This is a genomic window from Streptomyces albicerus (assembly GCF_008905045.1).
Classification (GTDB): domain Bacteria; phylum Actinomycetota; class Actinomycetes; order Streptomycetales; family Streptomycetaceae; genus Streptomyces; species Streptomyces albicerus.
In genome coordinates this window covers 1-21072 of sequence record NZ_VWMY01000119.1, presented here as the reverse complement: position 1 = coordinate 21072, position 21072 = coordinate 1, and the positions used below count along the sequence as shown (strand labels likewise).

The window sequence follows — 21072 nt, the reverse complement described above, 5'->3', positions numbered from 1 at the left end:
GCACCGCACCCTCTACCAACCCGGGCACCAACAAACAGCCTGACCAAGCCCACAGACCTTGACCAAACAGATAGAAGCACCCCCCCAGCCCTCCGCACTCCGCGGTGATTGGGGCCTTCGCTGCGATCCACGGATCCGACGGACCCGTAGGGCGGCTTCTCGTGGTCCCAGCGGTAGCAGCAGTCGAGCTCAACAAGGCCGCGGCTGTAAACCAGAGGCGGTCTCGACCGCCGCCTTACCCGAATTCCGGTGTGCGCGGCGGCCGTTCCTTGTGGGGCAAACGACCGGCACACTCAGCGACCGAGCCGGGCTACTGTGCCCGTCGTACGGGGCAGACACCGGCCATGGCGGTCGCGCAATGACCTCACCCGCAGGGCGATGCACGACTGACAAAGTTCCCTGCACGGACGACAAAGTCCGAAGCCCACGACGACCCTAAGGTCCATGGGCGAGGTCAGAAAAAGGTAGCTCTTCAGCAGGCACGGACGCGCATAGATCAGACTCCATATCGAAAGGAAGCAATTGGCATGCGCAAGACAGGTAAGAGCAAGGCACTTCTCGCGACAGGGACCATGATGGCGGCCCTACTGGGAGGAGTGATCACCGCTGCCCCAGCCCACGCAGCAGCCCCGGTGTCCGCCAGCGGGCCCGCTGCGGCCGCGGCGATCCACCCGTGCGGCGAGACGACGATCAGGACGCGCAGCGCCCTCACTTTGATCATCGTCCCCAGGATCCGGGGCTCGATCTCGACCTGCTACGCGAAGCAGGGCATGAGCGGCGACTATGTCTACGCCCTGCAGGTAAACATCCTCGTCTGCTACGCAGGGACGCCCGCCGCAACCTATATCAAGAACAGTGGCGGCGCTGACGGCGTCTACGGCGCCGGCACCCGAGATGCGTTCAAGTGGATCCAGAAAAACGTGTGGGGCCTCACTGGGAGCAACGTCGACGGCGTCTACGGCCCCTACGCCCGCGACCACATGCTCTTTGCGCTGTGGTGGCACACGAACACTGTCCCCACCACCACCAACGGCAGGTGCTCCAGATACAACGTGTGATGCGCCTCCCGCGTACCGCGACGGCTTCGGTACTCGCGCAGCGAGGGCACGATCCTGCCCGTGGCCGCGACGAACCGCTGACAGGCGCCGACCAGGTCCAAGAACTCCAGCGCGTGATTGATCCGGCGCACCGTGGGCTCGAACGGCCTCTCTGCGCCGGTGAGCTCGGCTTCGTGCGCGTCGCGCAGCTGGCGGGACTGCTCGACCTGGGCGTGGTTGACCTGGTGACGGGCCGTATCGTCGGTCATGGCCTTGAACGCCACCGACGGACGACGCAGCAGGTCCGTCGCGACCTGGGTGGCGACCTGCTCGTCAGCGACCAGGTCGTGCACGGCCTCGACTTTTTCCTGCACCGTCTCCGGACCCGGACCGTGGTATCCGACCCGCTGCCGGGTCGTCTCCGGTGTCCACCGCCGCTTGCCACTCCGCTCGTCCAGCGGCGGATTCTTGATCGCCTCCCACCGCTCCTCGGGATCCGAGATCGCCGCGAGGATCTGGTGGGTACTGAAGGCCACCACGGGGCACCGGTGCTGCTCGGGCCACCGACTGGCCACCCACCGGTACTCCTTGATCGTGTTGTAGGGGACGTTGATCTCCTCGGACAGCCGGTGCAGCCACGCGGAGACCCCGAACAGGTCGTCTCCCACGGACCGGCCGCCGTGCTCCTGCATCGGGACGACTTCCAGGGCACTGTCGCCGATGATGAACTGACTCCTCGACAACTTTTCGACGGCGTCGCGCAGTTGCTCCACGATGCTCGTACCGCTGGACACTGACGTTGCCGATCTTCTCCGTACTGGGCACCGTGCCCACCCCCGGCCAGGCCGGAGCACGGCCCCGTGGCCGTGAATGGGGAACCCCGGCCCGCCCGGTAGCGGCAGAATCTGTCTGCCGGCCCTGACCGGGAAGGCGCGTCACCGCGGCGTGTGGAGCACCCGAAAGCTCTCCGTAGAACCTCTGCGAAGCCACTGCGAGCAGAGGGCTCAGTGCGCACCAAGCCCTCCATCGGGGCGCGTGTACGAGATCAACGGAGGTTCAAAGATGGGTTCTGACGAAAGCCACAACTCGCTGAACTCCGAACTGCGGGTCGACGTCCCCTCAGCACTCAGTGCCCGCGCCCCTGGGCGCAGGAGCGGTACCAGCAGATCGTCCGATGGATGGAGCCCGACACCGATCTGCAAAAGGGCCTCGTGGCAGTGCCGGCCGCTCAGCGGTGCACGCGGACCGGCACCCCGAAAAGAGATTCTTCCGGGTCAGCTGGTCCCGTCCCGCCTGGTGCACGTGTCCATGATCCGGTCGTTGCTCGGGTTGTGCCAGGGGAATTTCAGGACGGCTGCGGTCCTCGAGCCGTAGATCCCGTCGTGCATGCTCGATTCCTGCGGGAAGAGCGAATACTGCACGTCCTCCAGCGCGAGTTCGGTGTCGCGCCCGTAGATGCCGTCGATATCGCCGGGGCCGAACAGTCCGCCGGTGATGCCCTTGTTGGCGTTGTAGCAGTACACGAGCGCCGTCTGCAGTGCGGTGACGCCGGCGTTTTGCGTTCCGTTGTTCATGTAGCAGTTGACCGTGGTGGCCGACTTCGGGATGAGCATGTAGTACGAGTAGCCGGCCCTTGGCTTCATCTCGACCTGGCGGGTGCATTTGGGGGTCGCGGCGGCCGCCGACGTCGGTGTCAGGGCCACCACGCCGACCGCCAGCATGGTCACGGAAAGAAGGCTTGACGCGAGTTTGCGGGTTCTCATGAACGATCCAGCTTCCTTGCGAGGACAGGCCGCGGCGCACCGGTGACTTGCGTGTCTCCGAGGTCGCTTCTGGACCTTAAGGTCATCGTGGGCTGCGGACTTGGCCGTCCGTGCAGGGAACTTGGTCCGTGGTGCACAGCTTCCACTCGGCGCCGTATCAAAGAAGGAGGCCATGCGGGCGTCGGGAAGGCGTTGCACGGTGAGAGAGCGCCCCGGCACACTGAGGGCGGCAACGGTCACCGAGGCGAACGAAGGTCTGCTGCATGAGCCCGGTCCTGGACACCGCGTTCATCGCGCCGCGGGACAGGGAGGACGTGGTCCGGGACGCGGTGTGGTCGTCGTTGGTGGCGGTCGACATCGAGCACCGTCCTGCGGCTGAGGACATCTCCGTGCGCATCGGGCTCGGCGCCGTCGGGCCCCTCAAGTTCTGTTCGGCGCGGGCGTCCGCGGTCACCGTCCGTCGCACGGAGCGGCTGGCCCGGCAGGATGAGGAGCCGGCTGTCTTCCTCGGCGTCCAGGTCACGGGCAGCAGCCTGGTGGTGCAGAACGGCCGCGCGTGCGTGCTCCATCCGGGAGAGCTGGCCGTCTACGGGTCGATCTCCGCGTACACGCTGCTCTTCGACGAGGGAGTCGACCACCACTTCCTGCGTTTCCCCCGCGCGTTACTCGCGCTGCCCGACCGGCTGCTACGGGACACCAGCGCGATCACCCTGGGATCCGACAACCCTCTGGCGGGCCTCGCCCACACCTACTTCTCCCAACTGGCCGTCAGCGACCGGCTGCACCAGGCCGCGCACGGACACGCCGTCGTGGAACCCAGCGTCGAGCTCCTGCGCGCCCTGCTGACGACCCAGCACGGCAACTCCGGCCTGGCCGCGGCCCCGTTGGAGGCGACGCTCGGCCTGCGGGTCACGCAGTACATACAGGAGCATCTGGCCGATCCGGATCTGTCGGCGGCGCGGATAGCCGCCGCACATGACATCTCCGTACGGCACCTCTACGCGGTGCTCTCCCGTTCGGGAATCAGCCTCGGAGACTGGATCCGTACCCGCCGCCTGGCCGCATGCCGGCGCGAGCTGGCCGGCGTGAGCGGGCGGCTGCGCACCATCGCGGCGATCGGGCGGAGCTGGGGCTTCACCGACGCGACCCACTTCAGCAAAATGTTCAAACGGGCCTACGGCATCTCACCTCGGGCCTGGCGCGAACAAAACCGCCCCGGCTCCCCCACGTGAGGATCTCGGATCTCACCCGGCCGGTGAACCTCGCGCACCGCTCGGCTCTCCCCCGCACCCGTGCGGTTCTCCCCTGTACCCCGTGCGGCCGGCTCCGCGGACGCCGCGCGGCATCAGCTCGGCGGCGAAGCCCTTGGCAAAGGTCCGCAGCGCGGCGTTGGCCCCGCCGTAGACGGTGATGCCCGGGCAGCCCATGTTGTCGGCGATGGAGGTCGTGAAGAGAACCGCGCCGCCTTCGTTGATGAGCGGGGCGAGACGCTGCACGGTGAAGAAGGCACCCTTGGTGTTGATGTCGAAGACGCGGTCGTTCCTCCGGGGCCAACCGACACGTTCGAAGCCAGTTGCGCCGAGGCCGTAGCCGTCGGCCCTGGCGCCCGCAGCCGGGCCGGTGCGAGACAGCCACGAGCGGTAGGCCGCTGGCGATGCCGGCCGCGCGCGTCTCAGGCGGTGCCCGGCATGACAAGCTGTGCTCTCCACTGCCCGAACCCAGGAGGTCACCATGGCCGCAGAGTCTCCATCACCAGAAGGTTCGGAGTCAGCTGACGTCGAGAGCCCTGTCCTCTCGCCCGACGATGACGGCCAGGACGACCTGAAGCGCAAGTTTCGGGAGGCCCTGGCACGCAAGCGCGGTATGCAGGCGGACGCCGCCGACATCACTGCGAACACCAATGCGTCAAAGGTCCGCGGCGCGCACGGCCCGGCTGCGAACCAGCGGTCGTTCCGACGCAAGAGCGGCGGTTGAGTCCAAAACGGCCGCTGGATGGGATCCGGCAGGACACGGCCTGTCCATCGGCCGCGCCCCACGCTCGCGGACAGTTGCACGGTGGCCTTGCCGACGCGTACCGGGTGGGCGAGCGCGGCCAGGACACGCGGTTTCATGTGGTCAGCCGGACCCGGTGACCGCCTCGCCCGGGCCGTGCGCGGCGATCTCCGACGGAGCTGGTCCCCGGCCGCGCCGACGCAGGGGCCGAGTGCTGCATCTCCCCCGTTTCTCAGCGCATACCTCACCTGGTACCCCAAGCGGTACCAGGTGAGGTACCTTGGGTCTATGCCTGCACTCAATGTGGAATTCAGCGAGGACGAGATGGCGCGGCTGCGCGCTCGGGCGGCTCTGACGGGCCGGAGCCTGAAGCAGCACGTGCACGATGTGACGGTGGAGGAAGCCGACCGGCTTGCCTTCGTTGAGGGAGCGGTCGCGGAGGCTGCCCGGGTGCTGCCCGGCGTCGAGGCCCGCTTCCCCGCGGGACAGCGGTGAGCCCGATCATCCGCGTCGATGTCGGCTGGGTCCTGCAGGTCCAGTCGGCGATCTCCCCGCTGAACGTGCCCATCTCGGACTGGGGCAGCCTGGGGTACATGGCCGACCGGCACAAGTTCGAACGGGAGCGCGGCGTCCTGTATTACGAGGAGACGGCCTCCCGGGCCGCGACCTTCCTGCACACCGCGCTGCTGCTGCGCCCTTTCACCGACTACAACCTGGTCATCGGCTGGGCCTGCACCAGTCAGTACATGCACGTCTCCGGCCAGCCGCTCCAGGCCAAGGACGACGACCTCTACGAGCTGGCCCAGGCGATCCGTGCGCAGGAAGCGGATCTGCGCACTGTCGCGCAGCGTCTGGAGTCCTGGCGCACCGAATGACGCTGCGTCCGCCTCGTCCGGGAGCCGGCTCGTCGACGGGTATAGCGGCCCACCACCGCTACGGCTGTCCGTCGACGATCTTGCTACGCGGCAACTCGCCTCTCCGAAGCTCTCGGCCTGAAAATGGATCGTTCGTTCTGACGGACTCTCCCTCGCGAACGGGACGTAACGTCCTGCGGAACATCAACTCTGCTTGTTTTTTCGGGTAGTTGGCCAGCGTTCCTCTTGCTGCGGCACCTTCGCGAGCCATGGTCCGATCATGACGCTTGGCCGTCGTGGCGCCGGCGAGGCCGACGGCCGCGGCCCCGGCTCAGGGCCTGGCGGGACTTCAGGTTGGCGCCCGGGCCCAGCATCGGAAGGCGGCCGGCAGCAACGCAGCGGGCAACGGCCATTGGCAGCACTTCGCGATCAAACGTCTCGGAAATGTCGATGCGAGGCGTTCGCCGTCGGCCTTGATCCACTCACGGGCACCGGGGGTGCGTCCCCAGCGCTGGACGAAGAGCCCGAGGATCTCGGCGGTCTGCGCGAACGTGCGCCGCCGCGGTGTGCTGCGGTGCCCTCCTGGTCCAGGGTGGCACGGTCGGGTGTGAGTCCGAGGTGAGCGAGCAGATCGCGGCCGCCCTCGACGCCGGACAGGCCGACGGCATGCCGCTCCGCGTTCAGCCCGTCGACGGAGAACGCTTCCGGCTGATCCTGGTGTCCGCCACGACCGGCACCGAACCGGCCCCGTGCCGCTGGGCCTGCCCGGCTTCCCCGAACCCGCTGACCGCAGCCGTCGGACGGGACTCAGCCAGCGCGCTCCCGCCCCACAAGCGGTGACGGACGAGAAGGTGACGAGTTCGGCTTCCCTCGCCCTGTCCTTGTTGATCCGCTCCTGGCCTGCTGGATTCCAGCCCGGAGAGCCGGGACGGGAGGCCGGGCGCCACGCCGTCGCGTGGGTCACCCAGCCGGGCAGCAGTTCAACCAGCCAGCGGCTTCTTCAGCCTCTGGATACTCACGAGTGCCGTGTCGTACCTCTGTGCGACGATCGCCTCAACGACCACTGATCCAGGGGGGATTCCATGTCGGACAATGACTCCTGTCTGCCTGCGAGACGGGGGCGGGCGGCCGTGTTACCGGCCGTGTTCGCCGCTCTCACCGCACTGTTCGCCTCACTGCTGGCCTTGACCGGGGCGAGCCCCGCCGTCGCTGCCGACGAGGAGTGCGCGCCGCTCGCGCTCGCGCCGTTCGGCGACCCGGGCGGCGCCGTCGGCAAGGCGCGCGTCGCGCCCGACTCGAGTGTCTGCTACACCGTCACCGTCGAGACACCGGGCCTGTATCTGGCACCGGCGCTGGACGGCGGCGGCAACGCGGTGACCAGGCAACTGCTCGCCGCCGACGGCAGCGAAGTGGACTGCTACGGAGACGCGTACGCCACGCACGGCATGTGCGCGGTGCCCGCGGCCGGCACCTACACGCTGAAGGTCGTCAACACCGGCTGGGAGGACGAGGACACGTCAGTCACCTTCGTGCCACTCGGCTCGACCCGGGGCTGCGCGGACCCGGCCGGCACGAGTTGGGAGCAGCCGGAGGTCACCCGTACGACCGTGAGCCCGGTCGAGGTCGACTGCCAGCCCTTCGAGGGCGAGCGCGGCGACCGGGTCCGGCTCACCTACGGCTCCAAGGTGTACGGCGACTCCCTCGCCTGGATCACCGATGCGACCGGCGCCCGGATCTGCGAGCGGTTCCCGGACAACAACGAGGACAGCTGCGTCCTGCCCGGCGACGGCCCCTACCGGGTGATCTCCACCGTCTCGCGCGCGGAGAACGGCTTCCCCGCCGAGTACGCGGTGAAGGTGCGCCGGCTCAGCGACCCGAAGGGCTGCACCACCGCTCCGGTCCGCCCGTACGGCCCGCTGGAGCAGCAGGACTTCACCACCAACCCGTGCTTCACCTTCACCGCCGGCGCGGCGGGCCCGTACACCGTGCACTCCGTGAGCGAGGACCGGGAGGTCGCAGTGGCCCGGGTGTACGACGCGGCCGGGTTGAGCGTGTGCCGGTACGGGGCCGACCCGTGCAGGATCGAGGCGCCGGGCACCTACACGGCCGTCCTCGACGGCACGTATCCCTTCCGTGACACCCGCGCCGGCCTGGTCGTCCTCGACCGCGCTTCCGACGCCGGGTGCCTGGCGACCGGGACCGGCCTGCACAAGGGCGAGTTGAGCACGGCCGGGCAGTACGACTGCCTGACGCTGGACGCTCCCCAGGGCGCCAGGATCGCCGCGCTGGCCCCGCTCTCCTCCTCCGGTGTGGACGCCGACGTGGAGGTCCTCGACCAGGACGGCACGGCCCAGTGCGACGCGACCGAACTGGCAGGCGGCGACTGCGCGTTGACCGGTACGGCCCCCTACCGGGCGCTGGTGCACACCCAGGACAGCGGTCAGGACGCCACGGGCCCGTACTCCATCGCCCTGCACCGCACCGACGCCGCGAACGACTGCCCCGTCCTGCCCGCAGGCAGCTTTACGGCCGACGGCGCCAAGGCCACGCTGGCCACCGGGGACGGCGTCTTCTCCCAGTGCCTGAGTATTCCGGCGGGCGCGCACACCGACGCCGAGGTCTTCCAGCTGACCGCCACCTCCGGCAGCGTGGCGGCGAAGGCCTCGGTGCTGGACTCCACCGGCAAGAAGGTCTGCGACCGCACGGCCACCACGAACGGCTGGACGCTCTGTCCGCTGACCCCCGGCGCGGCCCACACCGTGCTCGTCACCGGCCGCGACCAGGCCGCCACCTACACGCTGACCAGGCGTGACGTCACCTCGACCGCCTCCTCGGCGGGCTGTGTGAAGACCGCCGCCGCGAAGGTCGGCGGCCCGTCCGTCCCCGGTACGTACGGCGACCCCGGCACCCTGAACTGCCACCAGGTCACCACCGGCGCGGCCACAGATGTCCTCCACCTCGACGTCCGGGACGCGCTGGGCACCGCCAACATCGCCGTCTTCGGCGGTGACGGAACCGCCGAGTGCTCCTTCCGCAACCGCTCCTGCGCGGCCACCGGGTCCACCACCCACCAGGTCCTGGTGCAGACCCCGGCCACACTGAAGGCGGCACCCGAGTACCACCTGGACGCCCTGCGCCTGGCGACCGCGGACGGCCCGGCGCCGGAGTGCACCGAGGTCCCGTCCGTGTCCTACGGCTACGGGCCCGTCACCGGCACGCTCGACGAGTCGCACACCGCGGTGTGCGCGGTCCTGCCCACCGCCGGTTTTGACCGCTTCAACGCGGAGATCACGGACACCGCCGGCGCCGCCACCACCGCGGTGCCCGCCCTGTACAACAGCGCCTGGAGCAACGGGTGCACGCTGTCGCCCTCCGGCGCCCAGTGCGCGGCGGGCGGTTCGTCCTCGGCGGCCAGCCCGAGCCTGTTCGTGCTCGGCCTGCCGGAGAAGGCGTCCTACACCGCCTACAGCGCCAAGCTGGCCTGCGCCTCCACCCTGTGCGGCACGGACAAGGTGAGCGTCACCGCGGTCAGCCCGGACACCGGGGGCGCCGGCAGCAAGGTCACGCTCACGGTGACCGGCACCGCGCTGCCTGCGAACGCCACCGTACGGCTGGCCCAGAGCGGCAAGACCCTGACCGCCACGACCCAGTCGGTCTCCGCGGACAACCGGACACTGACCGCGACCCTCGACCTGACCGGCGCGGCCACCGGTACCTGGAACGTCAGCGTGTTGACCACCTGCTGCGCGTACTCGAGCGGCACCTTCACCGTGACCCCCCAACCCGAACGGGAGAACACAGCCGCCCCCAAGGCCACCGGCACGGCCACGACGGGCGCCAAGGTCACCACAGCGCCCGGCAGCTGGTCGGCTACCGCGTCCTCACTGGCGCGGTAACCGGCACAGAAGGCAAGAAGATCACCATCAAGTTGGTCGCGCACCAAACCGGTCACACGGACGGGTCTGCGGTGAGCAAGGCCACCAAGACGGTCGCGGTCGCGAGGTGAGCCGGCGCGGCTGACGCTAGAGGGGGGCGGCCCGGTACCGCCCCCCTCTTGCGTTCAGGCCACCGACTCCGGCGCTGGCGTCCCGGAGCGCCGTTCTTCGCAGGCTTCGTCATCACCCAAGGGATCTGCTCCTCAACGAACTCTGCGAACCAGCCAACGAGGAGAAGGACTTCAGTACCTTCGTCGGTAGCGCATCGAACTCACTGCGCGGGGGCATCGCCCCGGTCCGCGCCTGCATTTCCAAACTCCTGCCGGGTGTGCTCTCCGGGCCCTCGATCCGGGGCCCGTCTTCGACCGTGCCGTCCCCTGGCCGAGGTGCCGGACGGTTATCGGGCGATGGGCGACCGGTCGGCGCTGAAGGTGCGCATCACCTTCTGAGCGCGGGGCCGGCGGCACGGGTGTGGTTCCTCCCGTGCCGCGCGGCGCCCTCGTGATGTCAGGCGGCGCGCTTTATGTGGCGGACCAGCCACATCAGCAGGGCGTCCAGGTCTGCGGCGGCCGAGAGGACCCGGTCGACCGCCTCGGGGGTGTGCAGCCACTCCTCGCAGCCGAGGGAGCGGGCGGCGATCAGCGAACGGTGGCGCAGCAGGTTCGTACGGGAGTGGTCCGTCGGATAGCCGCGCGGGGGGCGTTTCATCACGTCCCCGGAGATGTCGTAGCCCTTCTTCCGCACGTCCTCGACGATGGCGGACAGTTCGCGGCCACTCCCCTCGGAGGCCACGGCTGTGCGGAACATGTCCACCTGGCCGGGATCGGGATACCACCAGGCGCCCTGGATCCGCAGGCCGTCCAGGTCGAACCGGAGACTGATCTCGATCTTGCGGCCGAGCCGGATCACCGCGCCCTGGTGCTGCCACCACCAGGAGTCGGTGCGGTAGTGCCAGACGGAGAAGTCCTCGTACCGGGGGTCGGTGTCCGCGACCTCGTTGAGCAGGGCGATCATCGGCTGCCGGACCAGGCGTTCACGGTCCGCGCGATAGCGCTCGCGGGTCGCGTGGGTCGGTTCGCCCTGGAGCTGCCACAACACGTCCATGGCCTGCTCCGGCCAGCCGGTGAACTGTCCGCGCATGCGCGCAGGTTAGCTCACCCATGATCCGCGCGCGCGGAGAGTGAGACGGGCAGGGAGGCGTAGCCCCAGACAAGGTGGGAGATGCTGCGGCGGGGTTCGTCGGCCAGTCGAGAGTGCAGTCGATATGAAGCGGGCGGTGAGATTGTGCAGCCGAACTTGAGATCCCACACGAACTCTACGCGGCGAAGCCCACGTTGGTGACGTACTCGTACTGGCCCCACTGCGAGCCGAGGTCGACGACCTGGTCGACCCAGGCGTCGTCCAGCTCCTGGTCGTCGCCGGCCGCCCACGCGGCGACGATCCGGTCCCAGCGGCGGACGTTCATCGTGCGGAACTCCACCGCGCGCTGGCGGGGCCGGTCGACCTGGGACTGGTTGAGCGGGTGGATTTCCACCCGGGTGCCGCGGCCTTCGCGGTTGAGGCGTGCGGTCAGGTAGCGGGCGACGTTCTCGCGCCGCTGGTGCCGTAGGTGTCGTAGTCAGTCATGGTGGCCTGACCTTATGCCGCGAGGGTCTCGGGGCCGGTTCCCCGGTGAGTGTTGGCGACCTGCAAGTGCCAGGTCACAGGCCGTTCCGAGGGTGACGAAAGGCCTATCCATCGCGCACTGCGGCGTGATCGAATAGGGGATGACGTCTTTCTGGACCGGCCGACGGGTACGCCTACGAGGTATCGAGCCCGACGACTGGACCGCGTTCATGCACTTCGCCGTGGACGAGGAGCGGTTGGGAGACCTGCTGCACCCACCCCGTTCCGCAGAGGGCTTCCGTGCCTGGGCGAAGGAGCAGTCCACTGCCAAAACCGATGGCGACTGCTTCGGGTTGGCAATCGAGGCCCTCGACACGGCGGAAATAGTCGGTGCTGTCGGCTCGCACCAAGCTGATCCGCGTGCGGGCTGGTTCGAGTACGGCGTCACGATGGGCGCTGAACATCGGCGCAAGGGCTACGCGGCAGAAGCCGTGGTGACGCTGCTGCGCTTCATGTTCGCCGAGCGGCGCTATCACAAGTGCGAAGCGCGGGTCTTCGCACACAACGAGGCATCGCTGGCACTTCAACATCGGCTCGGTTTCGTCGAGGAGGGCCGCCTCCGTGATCACGTGTTCCTCGCTGGTCGGCACCATGATCTCGTGGTAATGGGCATGCTCGCTGATGAGTTCGCCCAACTGCACTCGATGAGCGAACTTTGAGTGCCCCACTCAGACGACCCAGGCGGGATGATCCCATCCGTTACGCGTTTGGCGAGGTTGTCGATAGAGACGATCTGGACCCGAGGCGTCGAGGCACGCCAGGAGATTTCGATCTCTCCTTCGGCTGGTCGGCGGCCCAAGCGTGGATGGGTGGCCAGGCGGTGTGGGCCCCGTGTGCGCGGCACGCTGTCCGGAGTGCGGGTCCGTGGTCGCTGTCCCTGGGGGCACCGGAGGTGGGCCGCTGCGGTGCGGTTCTGGAATGCTGGGCCTATGTCTGAAGGGGGACTTGAGCCAGGTGGTGCCGGCAATCCCGAGGCCCGCCGCAAGTACACAGCCTTGGCGGTTACGGCGATTGCGGTCCTGGCCGCGGTCGTACGCCTGGTGTGGCCACAGATCGAGTTGGATGCCGTCACGGTGACGTTGCTGGTGATCGCAGTAGTCCCGTGGCTGGGTGAGATCTTCGACAGCATCACTCTGCCCGGCGGTGCAGGCGTGCAGTTCCGGCAGCTGACCGTGCGCGTGGCGGAGGCCGAGGCAGCCGCAGCCCGCCTGGAACGGGCGGTGGAGGCAACCGCCGACACCTCCCAGGTTGCCCTGACCGTCGCCCAAACGCGCACCTCGGGAGAGCCGGGAGCCGATCCGGAAGAATCGGTGGGTCGGCTGGCCGCCGACTATCTGCACCTGCGCCAGTCGCTGCCCGCAGGCCAGGAGCGTACGCACCTGATGCAGCAGGTGTTCGGGGAACTGATCCAGGAGACGGCGCGTATGCCCGACCCGCCGCTGACCTCCTGGCTGGAGTCGGAGAACGGCGGACTGCGGCTGGCCGCCTACACGCGCCTATTCCTGAATCCGGATCCCCGCTATCTGGACGCGCTGCTCGACGCCGTCCTCAAGGATGACTTCGCTTTCAACGTCAGCCGGGGAATCCGTGCGCTGGAGAACGTCATCGACCTCATTGGCCCGGAGCAGATCCGTGTCGGACCGGTCCACCGGCTCCGCACGTACTTCGGAGAGCTGCCGGAAGGAAACCGCAAGAAGCACCTACGACGCCTCCTCGACCGCTTCCCCGGGCTGACCTGAGCGGTCAGGCCGCCGACGCCGTGGGTACTGCCGAACACACGGGACAGCTCCGGGAAAGCCGGCAGGGTCATCCAAAGTGACCAGCGCATGAGCAACAAGGATCACCAGAACGTGGCAGAGGCTCTGCACCATGACGTCGCAGTACCGCGCCGCCCTCGGCAGCCGAACAGACGGCAGACGATGTGGGGCAGCAGCCGGTCCTTGCCGTCGTACAAGTCGAGGCCGGTGAGCTGTTGCACGCGGGAGAGGCGGTAGTAGCGGTTCAGGCGGTGGATACCCAACTCCGTGGCCGTACGCCCCGCCTGGCCCGCGCAGTCCAGGTAGACCTCGGCCGTGCGGGGACAACCACTTCCCGGCCGAACCTGCGCGGCCCCTGCTGGAGCAGGCCCACAGCCCCTTGGAACTCTCGAACGCGTCCACGATGCCCTCGGAAGCGCTGGAGGTCGTGAGTACGAAGTAAGAATCACCCCAGCAACGCGACAAGGCCCGGATCCAGCTGGATCCGGGCCTTCTTCAGCAGTAGCGGGGACAGGATTTGAACCTGCGACCTCTGGGTTATGAGCCCAGCGAGCTACCGAGCTGCTCCACCCCGCGTCGGGTGTCCCCACCGTACGCCATCACAGCAGGCACCGAAGACCACCAACCGCGCAGGGCTCTATGCGGCGAAGCCGACGTTGGTGACGTACTCGTACTGGCCCCACTGCGAGCCGAGGTCGACGACCTGGTCCACCCACGCGTCGTCGAGGCCCTGGTCGTCGCCCACCGCCCACGCGGCGACGATCCGGTCCCACCGGCGGACGTTCATCGTGCGGAACTCCACCGCGCGCTGGCGGGGCCGGTCGACCTGGGACTGGTTGAGCGGGTGGATTTCCACCCGGGTGCCGCGGCCTTCGCGGTTGAGACGGGCGAGCAGGTAGCGGGCGACGTTCTCGCGCCGCACCGTGCGGTAGGCCTGCTCGATCCGCTCCAGGTTCCTCCTGGAGGGCGAGCGGGTGCCGGCCAGCCAGGCGCGCAGGGTGCGGGCGGTGACGGTCAGGCCGGCCTGACGGGCCGCGGTGCGGGCGTGGTCGGTGCGGGTGAGGTAGTGCAGCCGGGCGAGCAGGCCGCGCCGCGCGGTGACGGGGGTGGCGATGTAGCCGGCGAGCGCGTCCAGTTGGCGGGCGACGGCTTCGTGGCCCTTGATGCCGCGGGCGCCGTACTTGCCGAACTCGATGTTCCGCTCAGGCATCGTCTCTTCCGGATTCTCGGGTCGTGGATCACTGTACGGGCTTGCGAGGGCCGATCACCCGCCCTCGCGGGCCAGTCGGCGCCGGGGCGGGGATCGACGCTAGGAGGGGCTCTCGGGGGGTTGTGGGGGCTGGTCTGGGCCGGTGCCGACGGTGTAGACGTCCTTGACCTTGACTTCGGTGACGCCGCGGCCTTCGGGGAACACCGCGCGCCAGTCGCCGGTGACGTGCAGTTCGTCGGTGCCCATGGCGCGGACCACCATCAGGCCTTCGTCGTACGCCCGGTGGGCCTTCCACCACAGGTTGACGAAGGCCTGGGAGCGGATGAGGTGCATCCAGTCGGTGCGGTAGAGCTCCCGGTTGTAGTTCGACTCCCCCAGCGTGGAGACGAACTTGGAGTACATCTGCTTGACGTACTCCAGCGTCACGTCGTCGTCCTCGGCGATCGCCCGGTCGCGGGCGTCCTTGAGGGCGACGCGGAACTTCTCCAGGAGGCTCTCCGTGGCACCGGAGGTCCAGGATTCGTGGATCTCCGGTGGGTCGCACAGGCCGTACTTCGGCCCGGACACGCGCAGCAGCAGGCGCAGGGTCGGCTCGGTGACCCACAGCGGGCCGGGTTCGTCGCGGTTGCCGATCGGGTTGGGCAGGCAGGCGTCGTGGTCCCAGGCGGGCGGCGTGATCAGGTGGACGCCGGCGCGGCGGCGGTCGTGGTGGTTGCCGGTGGAGTGCTCCAGCCGGCCGATCGGCAGGTGGGTCTTGAGCGCGGACAGGTAGGCGCCGTTGATGTCGAGCGCGGTGACTTCGTGCCGGCCTGTGGGCAGTTCGGGGCGGGTCCATTTGGGGCGGGCCTCCCAGATCTGGTCGGCGCCGCGGGCGGTCTGCTTGCGCAGGATGTCGGGCAGCCACGGGTGGGCGACGATGTCGTACCGGCCGCCCTTGCGGGTGTCGTCCAGCAGCGCCATCGCGTCCGGGATCGCCCGCTTCACCAGCGCGGCCGTCGCCGCTTCGACGTCGCCGGCGTGCTGCGCGAGCGCGGCCGCGACGGCGGAGCCGATCAGGTCCGGGGTGTCGGATGCCGCCTGCACCCGGCGGCCGACAGGCACCACTTTGACGTCTTTGACGTCGGACGCCGCCCGGCTCTGCCGTCCGGCGGGCGCCGGCTGTCGCGGCTCCGTTCGGGGCGTGGGCTTTGCCGGCTGCGCGGGACCGGCCGTGCCGCACTCGGCAGGGTCCAGGTGCTGGGGGAACCCTTCGACCTGATGCCGGGCCGGCTGCCCGCACAGCACGCACGGCCGGGGCGCGGGCAGGACGTCGTCATCGTCCGTGCCGACGGCCTGGTCCGCTTCCGCCGGGCCGTCGTCTCCCGGGCCGGGGTCGTCGGCGGGTGCTTCCGCGGCCGCGGCGGCGTCCAGCTTGGTGCGGGCTCCTTCGAGGAAGTACGCGTACTTCTCCCGTACTTCGCCGCTCGGGTCCCGGCCGGACTCCCAGCCCCCGACCGTGGACGCGCCGACACCCATGGCCTTCGCGAGCTGCGCGCGCGAGAGATTCAGCTCCTCGCGCAGGGAGCGCCGCTCTGCGGCGGGCGGCAGCGGGATCTCCTGCTTGGCTGCGGCGAGCAGGGCGTCGATCGCGTCGAATTCCCCCATCAGGCTCCCCCGTCCACAGCCGCAGGACGTGCGGTAGCGGCATGGCGGCCGGGAACACGCCGGCGTTCTTCGAGCAACGACTCCGTAGCCCGGGTCGGTCCCGCAAGGAGTTCGAGAACATCGATGCCGTAGTGCGCGGCGACCGCCTCACAGTCGGCCAGACTCCATGCGGCGGTGCCGGACTGACGGCGGCTCACCTGCGCCTGGCTCACTCCCACGGCGGCGGCGAGGTCGGCCTGAGACTCGCCGGTCACGTGAAGGAGTGCCGCCACGGCGGACCGCACCCGCTCATCGAGGCTCATACTCATGCTGTACATAATACCACGCAATGCGCATCAAGTATGCGTTCTATGCATAAGACGTCACGCGAAAACGTAGTCATGGGCTGACTCGGGCTGACCCCGGCACACCGCGGTACACCGTGCCGACGGGCCCGCCAACAGCAGACAGGCGGTGGGCCAGCCGAACGGGCGAGCTTTTGAAGGCCCGCCCCAGACCGGTGCCCGCCTTGCTCGCGCGAGCGCCGTCAGCTGTGGTGGCTGAGCCGGGCCCGGCGGCAGGCCGTGCCGCGCACGAGCACGCTGCTGCGAGCGACACCATCGTGGAGGGCTTCGCCGCCGTCGGGTACCACCGTCGGTGCGGGCGGGGTGCGCTGGTTCTCCTCCGGCCGCTTCCCCGCCCTGCTCGACGCCTTCCAGCACTGGGGCCCACCGGCAACGACACCGACAGGTTCGCCGAGCGCCGCAGCGGGGACTTCGCCCCCGGCCACGTGGAGAAGCCGGCCCGTGAGGTCGCCGGTGCCGAGCGGGCCTTCCTGTTCGTCAACGCCGCCGAGACCCACGCGCCCTGCACCCGCGGCACCGGTGACGCGTACGACGCCGAGACCCAGCGCATTGTCCGGGCGTGGAGCGGCAGCTGGAACGGCGGGGAGGTCGTGCCGTCCGCCGCGACCGCCCGGCAGGACATGGCGCGGCTGCACGAGGCCCAGCGGATCGCCCTGGAGGACGTCGACCGCGAACCCGGCCTGCTGCTCGACGCGTTGCGCGTCCTGCGGTGGTCGTCGTGTGCGCCGGCCACGGTGAGACGTTCGGCGAGAACGGCTGGTGAGGACATGATCAGCCGGTCCCCGAGGTGATGCAGGCGCCGATGTGGATCGGCGTGCTGCGCGGGCAGTGGTGCCAGACTGGCGTGGCATGAGTGACTGGTTTGTGCAGCAGGGGTACGGCGTGCGGTTCGAATGGGGCCCCATGGGGGCTGAACGGCTCGCGCCGGACGTCGCCTGCCTGGTGGTGGTCGACGTCCTGTCGTTCACCACGTCGGTGAGTGTCGCCGTGGAGGCGGGCACCCGGGTCTTCCCCTACCGCTGGCGCGACGAGAGGGCGCTCGGCTTCGCCCGGGACAAGGACGCCGAACTGGCGGTGGGGCGGCGTGCGATGACGCCGCGGACACCGTGGTCGCTGTCGCCCGCGGCCCTGCGCAAGGCCCCCTTCACCCCCCGGCTGGTGCTGCCCTCCCCCAACGGCTCGGCCATCTCCGCGGCCGCCGGTGACTCCACCGTGGTGGCGGGCTGTCTGCGCAACGCCACCGCCGTGGGCCGCCGGCTCACCGGCCAGGGCTACGGCACCGAGCAGCGGCCGGTCGGCGTGATCGCCTCCGGCGAGCGCTGGCCCGACGGCAGCCTGCGCCCCGCGCTGGAGGACCTGCTCGGGGCGGGCGCGGTCATCGCCGCACTGCAGGAGTGCGGGGCCGGGCCGCTGTCGCCGGAGGCCGCCGTGGCGCGGGGCTCCTTCGGCGGAGGGCCGAAAGCAGCCCACGCCGTTGCCGGGTGTTCGTCGGGACTGGAGCTCGTGCAGGGCGGGTTCGCCGACGATGTGGCGATCGCGAGCGACGTGGACTGCAGTGCCGTGGTGCCAGTGCTGAAGGACGGGGCGTTCACGGCGGCGCGTCTCTGACGGCGGCAGGGGCTCCGCCGCCTTCGACTCTGCGGTGTTTTCCGATGGAGCAAGGCATTCAGCTCGTCTTCAGTGACCTGCTCCGGTGACCAGCCGTCGTTCTCGGTGGCGTCGATCACCAGCCCGGTCTGCACCAGGTTGGCCAGCTCGATCGCCGCCTCGTGGCGAGCCACGAACGCTGCTTCGTCGCCGTTCTCGTTGCTGGGAAGTTCGTCGTAGCCGGGGATCACTGCGGACAGCAGTCCGGACACCGTGTCGGCGTACATGGCCAGTTCCCCTGCCCCCATAGGTGAGCACGTATCGCCATCCGTCGTCGCCGCCAGGCGGGCCGGGCTGTCCGCGGGCAGCTGACCTCGGCGGGAGAGCGCTGAGGTCGGGACAGTTACCGCTCCCGGACGGTGTAGGTCAGGTGCGTCACCCTTGGGGAGGGCTCCGCGCGGACCGGCTCCAGGGCTACGCGGCCCGCGTCCACGCCCTCGAACAGGCGGATCCCGGAGCCGAACAGCACGGGTGACAGCGCGATCGAGAACTCGTCGATCAGGCCCGCGTTCACGATACGGACGCGGAAGGCCATGTTCCTTGCCCCATAACCGGATGTCGATCGAGGGAAGCCCGGGCGGGACGGACTCACGCTTCGTCATGACGGCAAGAGATAGCAGGGCCCACTGACAACGCGACCCCACCTGCGCGACGACCAGATCGCAGTCAGCACGGGGCCTTAGACTCCACGCCGTGGGGCCTCAGTTGACGCAGCAACTCAACCATCAAGGGCGAACCCTGCTGCATTCTGTAAAGGACTTGCAAAGTGCCTGAAGAGGCCCAGGTCAGCAAGTGTCTCTCCGCGCGAGCGGAGGTGAACCGTGTTCATGGCCGGCCCGGCCGGCACCGGCAAGGTCCTCTCCGCGCGAGCGGAGGTGAATCGCGCGCATGACCTCGTCCAGCCGGTGGACGTTCGGGTCCTCTTCGCAAGCAAGCGGAGGTGAACCGAACGGGCAGGCCCTGTCCGCTATCGGCGCAGCGTCCGCCGCTTCGGCCCTCGGCAGACGGCGGAGAACGCCGACGGGGCGGCGTATGCCGACGCGGTGTCGGAGTACGCCGCCCTGGAGTGGGACGGGCTGCGGGCCGCGGCCCGCAGGCTGCCGATCGGTTCTTCTGCTGCTACTTCGGGTCGCGGTTGAACACCGACTTGGACCAGATGTAGCCGAGCGCGGTCAGGCCCAGGCACCAGGCGATGGCGAGCCACCCGTTGTGTCCGATCTCGGTGCCGAGCAGCAGGCCGCGCAGGGTCTCGATGGCCGGGGTGAAGGGCTGGTACTCGGCGATCGGCTGGAACCAGCCCGGCATGGTGTCGATGGGGACGAAGGCGCTGGAGATGAGCGGCAGGAAGATCAGCGGCAGCGCGTTGTTGCTGGCCGCCTCGGCGTTCGGGCTGATCAGGCCCATGCCGACCGCGATCCAGGTGAGCGCGAGGGCGAACAGCGCGAGCAGCCCGAATGCCGCCAGCCACTCCAGGGCCGTGGCGTTGGTGGAGCGGAAGCCGATGGCCACGCCGACGGCACCCACGAGGACCACGCTGGCGATCGACTGCAGCACGCTGCCGATGACGTGCCCGATGAGCACCGAGCCACGGTGGATGGCCATGGTGCGGAAGCGGGCGATGATGCCCTCGCTCATGTCCATGGAGACGGACACCGCGGTGCCGACCGTGGTGCCGCCGATGGTCATCAGCAGAATGCCCGGCACGAGGTAGGCGATGTAGTCGGAGCGGTCGGCGGCGCCGCCGCCGAGGCCCGCGCTCATCGCGTCGCCGAAGATGTAGACGAAGAGCAGCAGCAGCATGACCGGCGTGAGCAGCAGGTTCAGGGTGAGCGACGGGTAGCGGCGCGCGTGCAGGAGGTTGCGGCGCAGCATCGTGTTCGAGTCGCGGACGGCGAGGGACAGGGCGCTCATCGGACGGTCTCCTTGGGCTGGTTCGGCTGGCTGGGAACGTTGCCGGCGCTGGTGAGGGCGAAGAACACGTCGTCGAGGTCGGGGGTGTGCACGGTCAGCTCGTCGGCCTCGATGCCGGTCGAGTCCAGCCAGTCGAGGAGGGAGCGCAGTTCGCGCTGGCTGCCGTCGCTGGGGATCTGCAGCGCCAGCGCCTCGTCGTCGCGGGTGGCCTCGCGCAGCGTGGTAGCGGCGGACTGGTAGGCGGTCGGGTCGGTGAAGCGCAGCCGGACGTGTCCGCCGGGGATCAGCCGCTTGAGCTCCTCGGCGCTTCCTTCGGCGGCGATCTTGCCGTCGTTGAGCACGGCGATGCGGTCGGCGAGTTCGTCGGCCTCCTCCAGGTACTGGGTGGTGAGGAAGACGGTCACTCCGTCGGAGACCAGGTCGCGGATGATCTGCCACATGTTGTGGCGGGAGCGGGGGTCGAGGCCGGTGGTGGGCTCGTCGAGGAAGATGATCCGCGGGCCTCCGACCAGGGTCATGGCGAGGTCGAGGCGGCGCTTCATGCCGCCGGAGTAGGTGGAGGCGGGCTTCTTCGCCGCCTCCACCAGGTCGAAGCGCTCCAGCAGTTCGGCGGTCACCCGCTGCCCCTCGCTCTTGGACAGGTGGTGCAGGTCCGCCATGAGGAGCATGTTCTCCTCGCCGGTGATCAGGCCGTCGACGGCGGAGAACTGTCCGGTGACGCCGATCGCGGCGCGCACCCCGTCCGGTGCCGTGGCGATGTCGTGGCCCGCGACCTGGGCCTGACCGCCGTCGGCGCCGATGAGCGTGGAGAGGATCTTGACGGCGGTGGTCTTGCCGGCGCCGTTCGGGCCGAGCAGCGCGAACACGGACCCGGCCGGGATGTGCAGGTCGATGCCGTCGAGGACGGTCTTGTCGCCGTACGACTTGCGCAGGCCGTCGGCGGAGACGGCGGCCGGCGACGGGTGACCGCCACCCCGCTTGGATGTGGACATGACAGAAGAAGGCATGGAGCCCTCCCTTTCGAAGGCTGAAGTGACTGGGGAGTGGGCGAGTTGGCGGGGCCGGTGCTCAGACCCGGGCGCGGCGCACGTCGATGTTGCCCCAGCGGGTGCGGGCGCGGACCTTGACGGTGTCCTCGGTCTTCTCCGGGGGCTCGGAGCCGGCGAGCGTGTTGCGCACCTGCCCGCGGTCGGAACTGACGTCGAGCCAGGCGGCCGTGCCCTCACGGACGCCGACCTCGATGGCGCCGTAGTTCGTCTCCAGCTGGACGGTGCCGCGGGCCACCTCGGCCACGCGCAGGGTGCCGTGGGCGG

Annotated in this window: 22 protein-coding genes, 1 tRNA gene and 3 pseudogenes; 12 read left to right on the top strand and 14 right to left on the bottom strand. The window is 69.4% G+C overall.

What is annotated here, in order from left to right; all coding sequences use genetic code 11:
- The first annotated feature begins 527 nt into the window (after positions 1-527).
- On the top strand, positions 528-1058 hold the full coding sequence (locus tag GAS53_RS51430; protein ID WP_151484741.1) for a peptidoglycan-binding domain-containing protein: 531 nt from the start codon (positions 528-530) through the stop codon (positions 1056-1058).
- Here the strand turns inward: GAS53_RS51430 and GAS53_RS51425 are convergent.
- The gene (locus GAS53_RS51425; RefSeq protein ID WP_151484740.1) at positions 965-1831 is read right to left on the bottom strand and encodes a DUF6192 family protein; all 867 of its coding nucleotides are present in this window, start codon (positions 1829-1831) and stop codon (positions 965-967) included. The genes GAS53_RS51430 and GAS53_RS51425 overlap by 94 nt on opposite strands.
- A 280-nt stretch (positions 1832-2111) precedes the next feature.
- Here GAS53_RS51425 and GAS53_RS57355 point away from each other — a divergent pair.
- Positions 2112-2272: pseudogene (locus GAS53_RS57355) on the top strand (epoxide hydrolase); the annotation flags it as partial.
- Positions 2273-2311: 39 nt separating this feature from the next.
- Here the strand turns inward: GAS53_RS57355 and GAS53_RS55815 are convergent.
- Positions 2312-2764, bottom strand: coding sequence for a peptidoglycan-binding domain-containing protein (locus GAS53_RS55815; RefSeq protein WP_192583675.1), 453 nt, complete (start codon positions 2762-2764; stop codon positions 2312-2314).
- 299 nt (positions 2765-3063) lie between these two features.
- Here GAS53_RS55815 and GAS53_RS51415 point away from each other — a divergent pair, with 299 nt between their 5' ends.
- On the top strand, positions 3064-4032 hold the full coding sequence (locus GAS53_RS51415; protein ID WP_151484739.1) for an AraC-like ligand-binding domain-containing protein: 969 nt from the start codon (positions 3064-3066) through the stop codon (positions 4030-4032).
- Positions 4033-4044: 12 nt separating this feature from the next.
- Here the strand turns inward: GAS53_RS51415 and GAS53_RS51410 are convergent, their stop codons facing one another.
- Entirely contained in the window at positions 4045-4533 is a 489-nt protein-coding gene (locus tag GAS53_RS51410) for an SDR family oxidoreductase (protein WP_151484738.1), read from the bottom strand.
- Here GAS53_RS51410 and GAS53_RS51405 point away from each other — a divergent pair.
- The 5 genes from GAS53_RS51405 (at position 4532) to GAS53_RS51385 (ending at position 9542) form a co-directional block, all read left to right on the top strand.
- Complete coding sequence (locus GAS53_RS51405; protein WP_151484737.1) at positions 4532-4774, top strand: DUF5302 domain-containing protein; 243 nt, start codon at positions 4532-4534, stop codon at positions 4772-4774. The two genes, GAS53_RS51410 and GAS53_RS51405, sit on opposite strands and share 2 nt — an antisense overlap.
- A gap of 306 nt (positions 4775-5080) precedes the next feature.
- Positions 5081-5287: a hypothetical protein gene (locus tag GAS53_RS51400; protein WP_151484736.1), complete on the top strand. Its 207-nt coding sequence runs from the start codon at positions 5081-5083 to the stop codon at positions 5285-5287.
- Complete coding sequence (locus GAS53_RS51395) at positions 5284-5667, top strand: hypothetical protein (protein WP_151484735.1); 384 nt, start codon at positions 5284-5286, stop codon at positions 5665-5667. Before GAS53_RS51400 ends, GAS53_RS51395 begins: the two co-directional genes overlap by 4 nt.
- Positions 5668-6264: 597 nt before the next feature.
- The gene (locus GAS53_RS55810; protein WP_192583674.1) at positions 6265-6486 is read left to right on the top strand and encodes a hypothetical protein; all 222 of its coding nucleotides are present in this window, start codon (positions 6265-6267) and stop codon (positions 6484-6486) included.
- 242 nt (positions 6487-6728) lie between these two features.
- A complete protein-coding gene (locus tag GAS53_RS51385) occupies positions 6729-9542 on the top strand; it encodes a Tat pathway signal protein (protein ID WP_225859645.1) in 2814 nt (937 codons plus the stop codon).
- Positions 9543-10088: 546 nt separating this feature from the next.
- On the opposite strand, the gene GAS53_RS51380 is transcribed toward GAS53_RS51385, so the two are convergent.
- Both GAS53_RS51380 and GAS53_RS51375 read right to left on the bottom strand, forming a co-directional pair.
- The gene (locus GAS53_RS51380) at positions 10089-10721 is read right to left on the bottom strand and encodes a DUF2461 family protein (protein WP_225859644.1); all 633 of its coding nucleotides are present in this window, start codon (positions 10719-10721) and stop codon (positions 10089-10091) included.
- A 175-nt stretch (positions 10722-10896) separates the two neighbouring features.
- Positions 10897-11187 (bottom strand): annotated as a pseudogene (locus GAS53_RS51375) (transcriptional regulator); the annotation flags it as partial.
- A gap of 160 nt (positions 11188-11347) precedes the next feature.
- Between GAS53_RS51375 and GAS53_RS51370 the strand changes: the two are divergent.
- Both GAS53_RS51370 and GAS53_RS51365 read left to right on the top strand, forming a co-directional pair.
- Positions 11348-11905, top strand: coding sequence for a GNAT family N-acetyltransferase (locus tag GAS53_RS51370; protein WP_151484734.1), 558 nt, complete (start codon positions 11348-11350; stop codon positions 11903-11905).
- A 270-nt stretch (positions 11906-12175) separates the two neighbouring features.
- Complete coding sequence (locus GAS53_RS51365) at positions 12176-12985, top strand: hypothetical protein (protein ID WP_151484733.1); 810 nt, start codon at positions 12176-12178, stop codon at positions 12983-12985.
- A gap of 101 nt (positions 12986-13086) precedes the next feature.
- Here the strand turns inward: GAS53_RS51365 and GAS53_RS51360 are convergent, their stop codons facing one another.
- The 5 genes from GAS53_RS51360 to GAS53_RS51340 form a co-directional block, all read right to left on the bottom strand.
- Positions 13087-13452, bottom strand: coding sequence for a helix-turn-helix domain-containing protein (locus GAS53_RS51360; RefSeq protein WP_151484732.1), 366 nt, complete (start codon positions 13450-13452; stop codon positions 13087-13089).
- Positions 13453-13505: 53 nt separating this feature from the next.
- Positions 13506-13579, bottom strand: a tRNA-Met gene (locus GAS53_RS51355).
- Between the two features lie 61 nt (positions 13580-13640).
- Positions 13641-14213, bottom strand: coding sequence for a transcriptional regulator (locus GAS53_RS51350; protein ID WP_151484731.1), 573 nt, complete (start codon positions 14211-14213; stop codon positions 13641-13643).
- 99 nt (positions 14214-14312) lie between these two features.
- Positions 14313-15857 (bottom strand): helix-turn-helix domain-containing protein, encoded by a 1545-nt coding sequence (locus GAS53_RS51345; protein WP_151484730.1) that lies wholly within the window; start codon positions 15855-15857, stop codon positions 14313-14315.
- Complete coding sequence (locus GAS53_RS51340) at positions 15857-16165, bottom strand: helix-turn-helix transcriptional regulator (RefSeq protein ID WP_192583673.1); 309 nt, start codon at positions 16163-16165, stop codon at positions 15857-15859. The genes GAS53_RS51345 and GAS53_RS51340 overlap by 1 nt, the downstream gene beginning before the upstream one ends.
- Positions 16166-16392: 227 nt before the next feature.
- Here GAS53_RS51340 and GAS53_RS51335 point away from each other — a divergent pair, with 227 nt between their 5' ends.
- Together GAS53_RS51335 and GAS53_RS51330 are read left to right on the top strand one after the other, a co-directional pair.
- A complete protein-coding gene (locus tag GAS53_RS51335; RefSeq protein ID WP_151484729.1) occupies positions 16393-16992 on the top strand; it encodes a hypothetical protein in 600 nt (199 codons plus the stop codon).
- A gap of 58 nt (positions 16993-17050) precedes the next feature.
- The gene (locus tag GAS53_RS51330; protein WP_151484728.1) at positions 17051-17809 is read left to right on the top strand and encodes a 2-phosphosulfolactate phosphatase; all 759 of its coding nucleotides are present in this window, start codon (positions 17051-17053) and stop codon (positions 17807-17809) included.
- 382 nt (positions 17810-18191) lie between these two features.
- On the opposite strand, the gene GAS53_RS51325 is transcribed toward GAS53_RS51330, so the two are convergent.
- The 4 genes and pseudogenes from GAS53_RS51325 to GAS53_RS51310 all read right to left on the bottom strand — a co-directional run.
- Entirely contained in the window at positions 18192-18383 is a 192-nt protein-coding gene (locus GAS53_RS51325) for a hypothetical protein (protein ID WP_225859643.1), read from the bottom strand.
- A 584-nt stretch (positions 18384-18967) separates the two neighbouring features.
- Positions 18968-19759 carry an ABC transporter permease gene (locus GAS53_RS51320; protein ID WP_151484727.1) on the bottom strand — a complete coding sequence of 264 codons (792 nt, stop codon included), beginning with the start codon at positions 19757-19759 and terminating at the stop codon, positions 18968-18970.
- Complete coding sequence (locus tag GAS53_RS51315; RefSeq protein WP_151484742.1) at positions 19756-20751, bottom strand: ATP-binding cassette domain-containing protein; 996 nt, start codon at positions 20749-20751, stop codon at positions 19756-19758. The genes GAS53_RS51320 and GAS53_RS51315 overlap by 4 nt, the downstream gene beginning before the upstream one ends.
- 76 nt (positions 20752-20827) lie before the next feature.
- Positions 20828-21072, bottom strand: a pseudogene (locus GAS53_RS51310) (DUF4097 family beta strand repeat-containing protein); the annotation flags it as partial.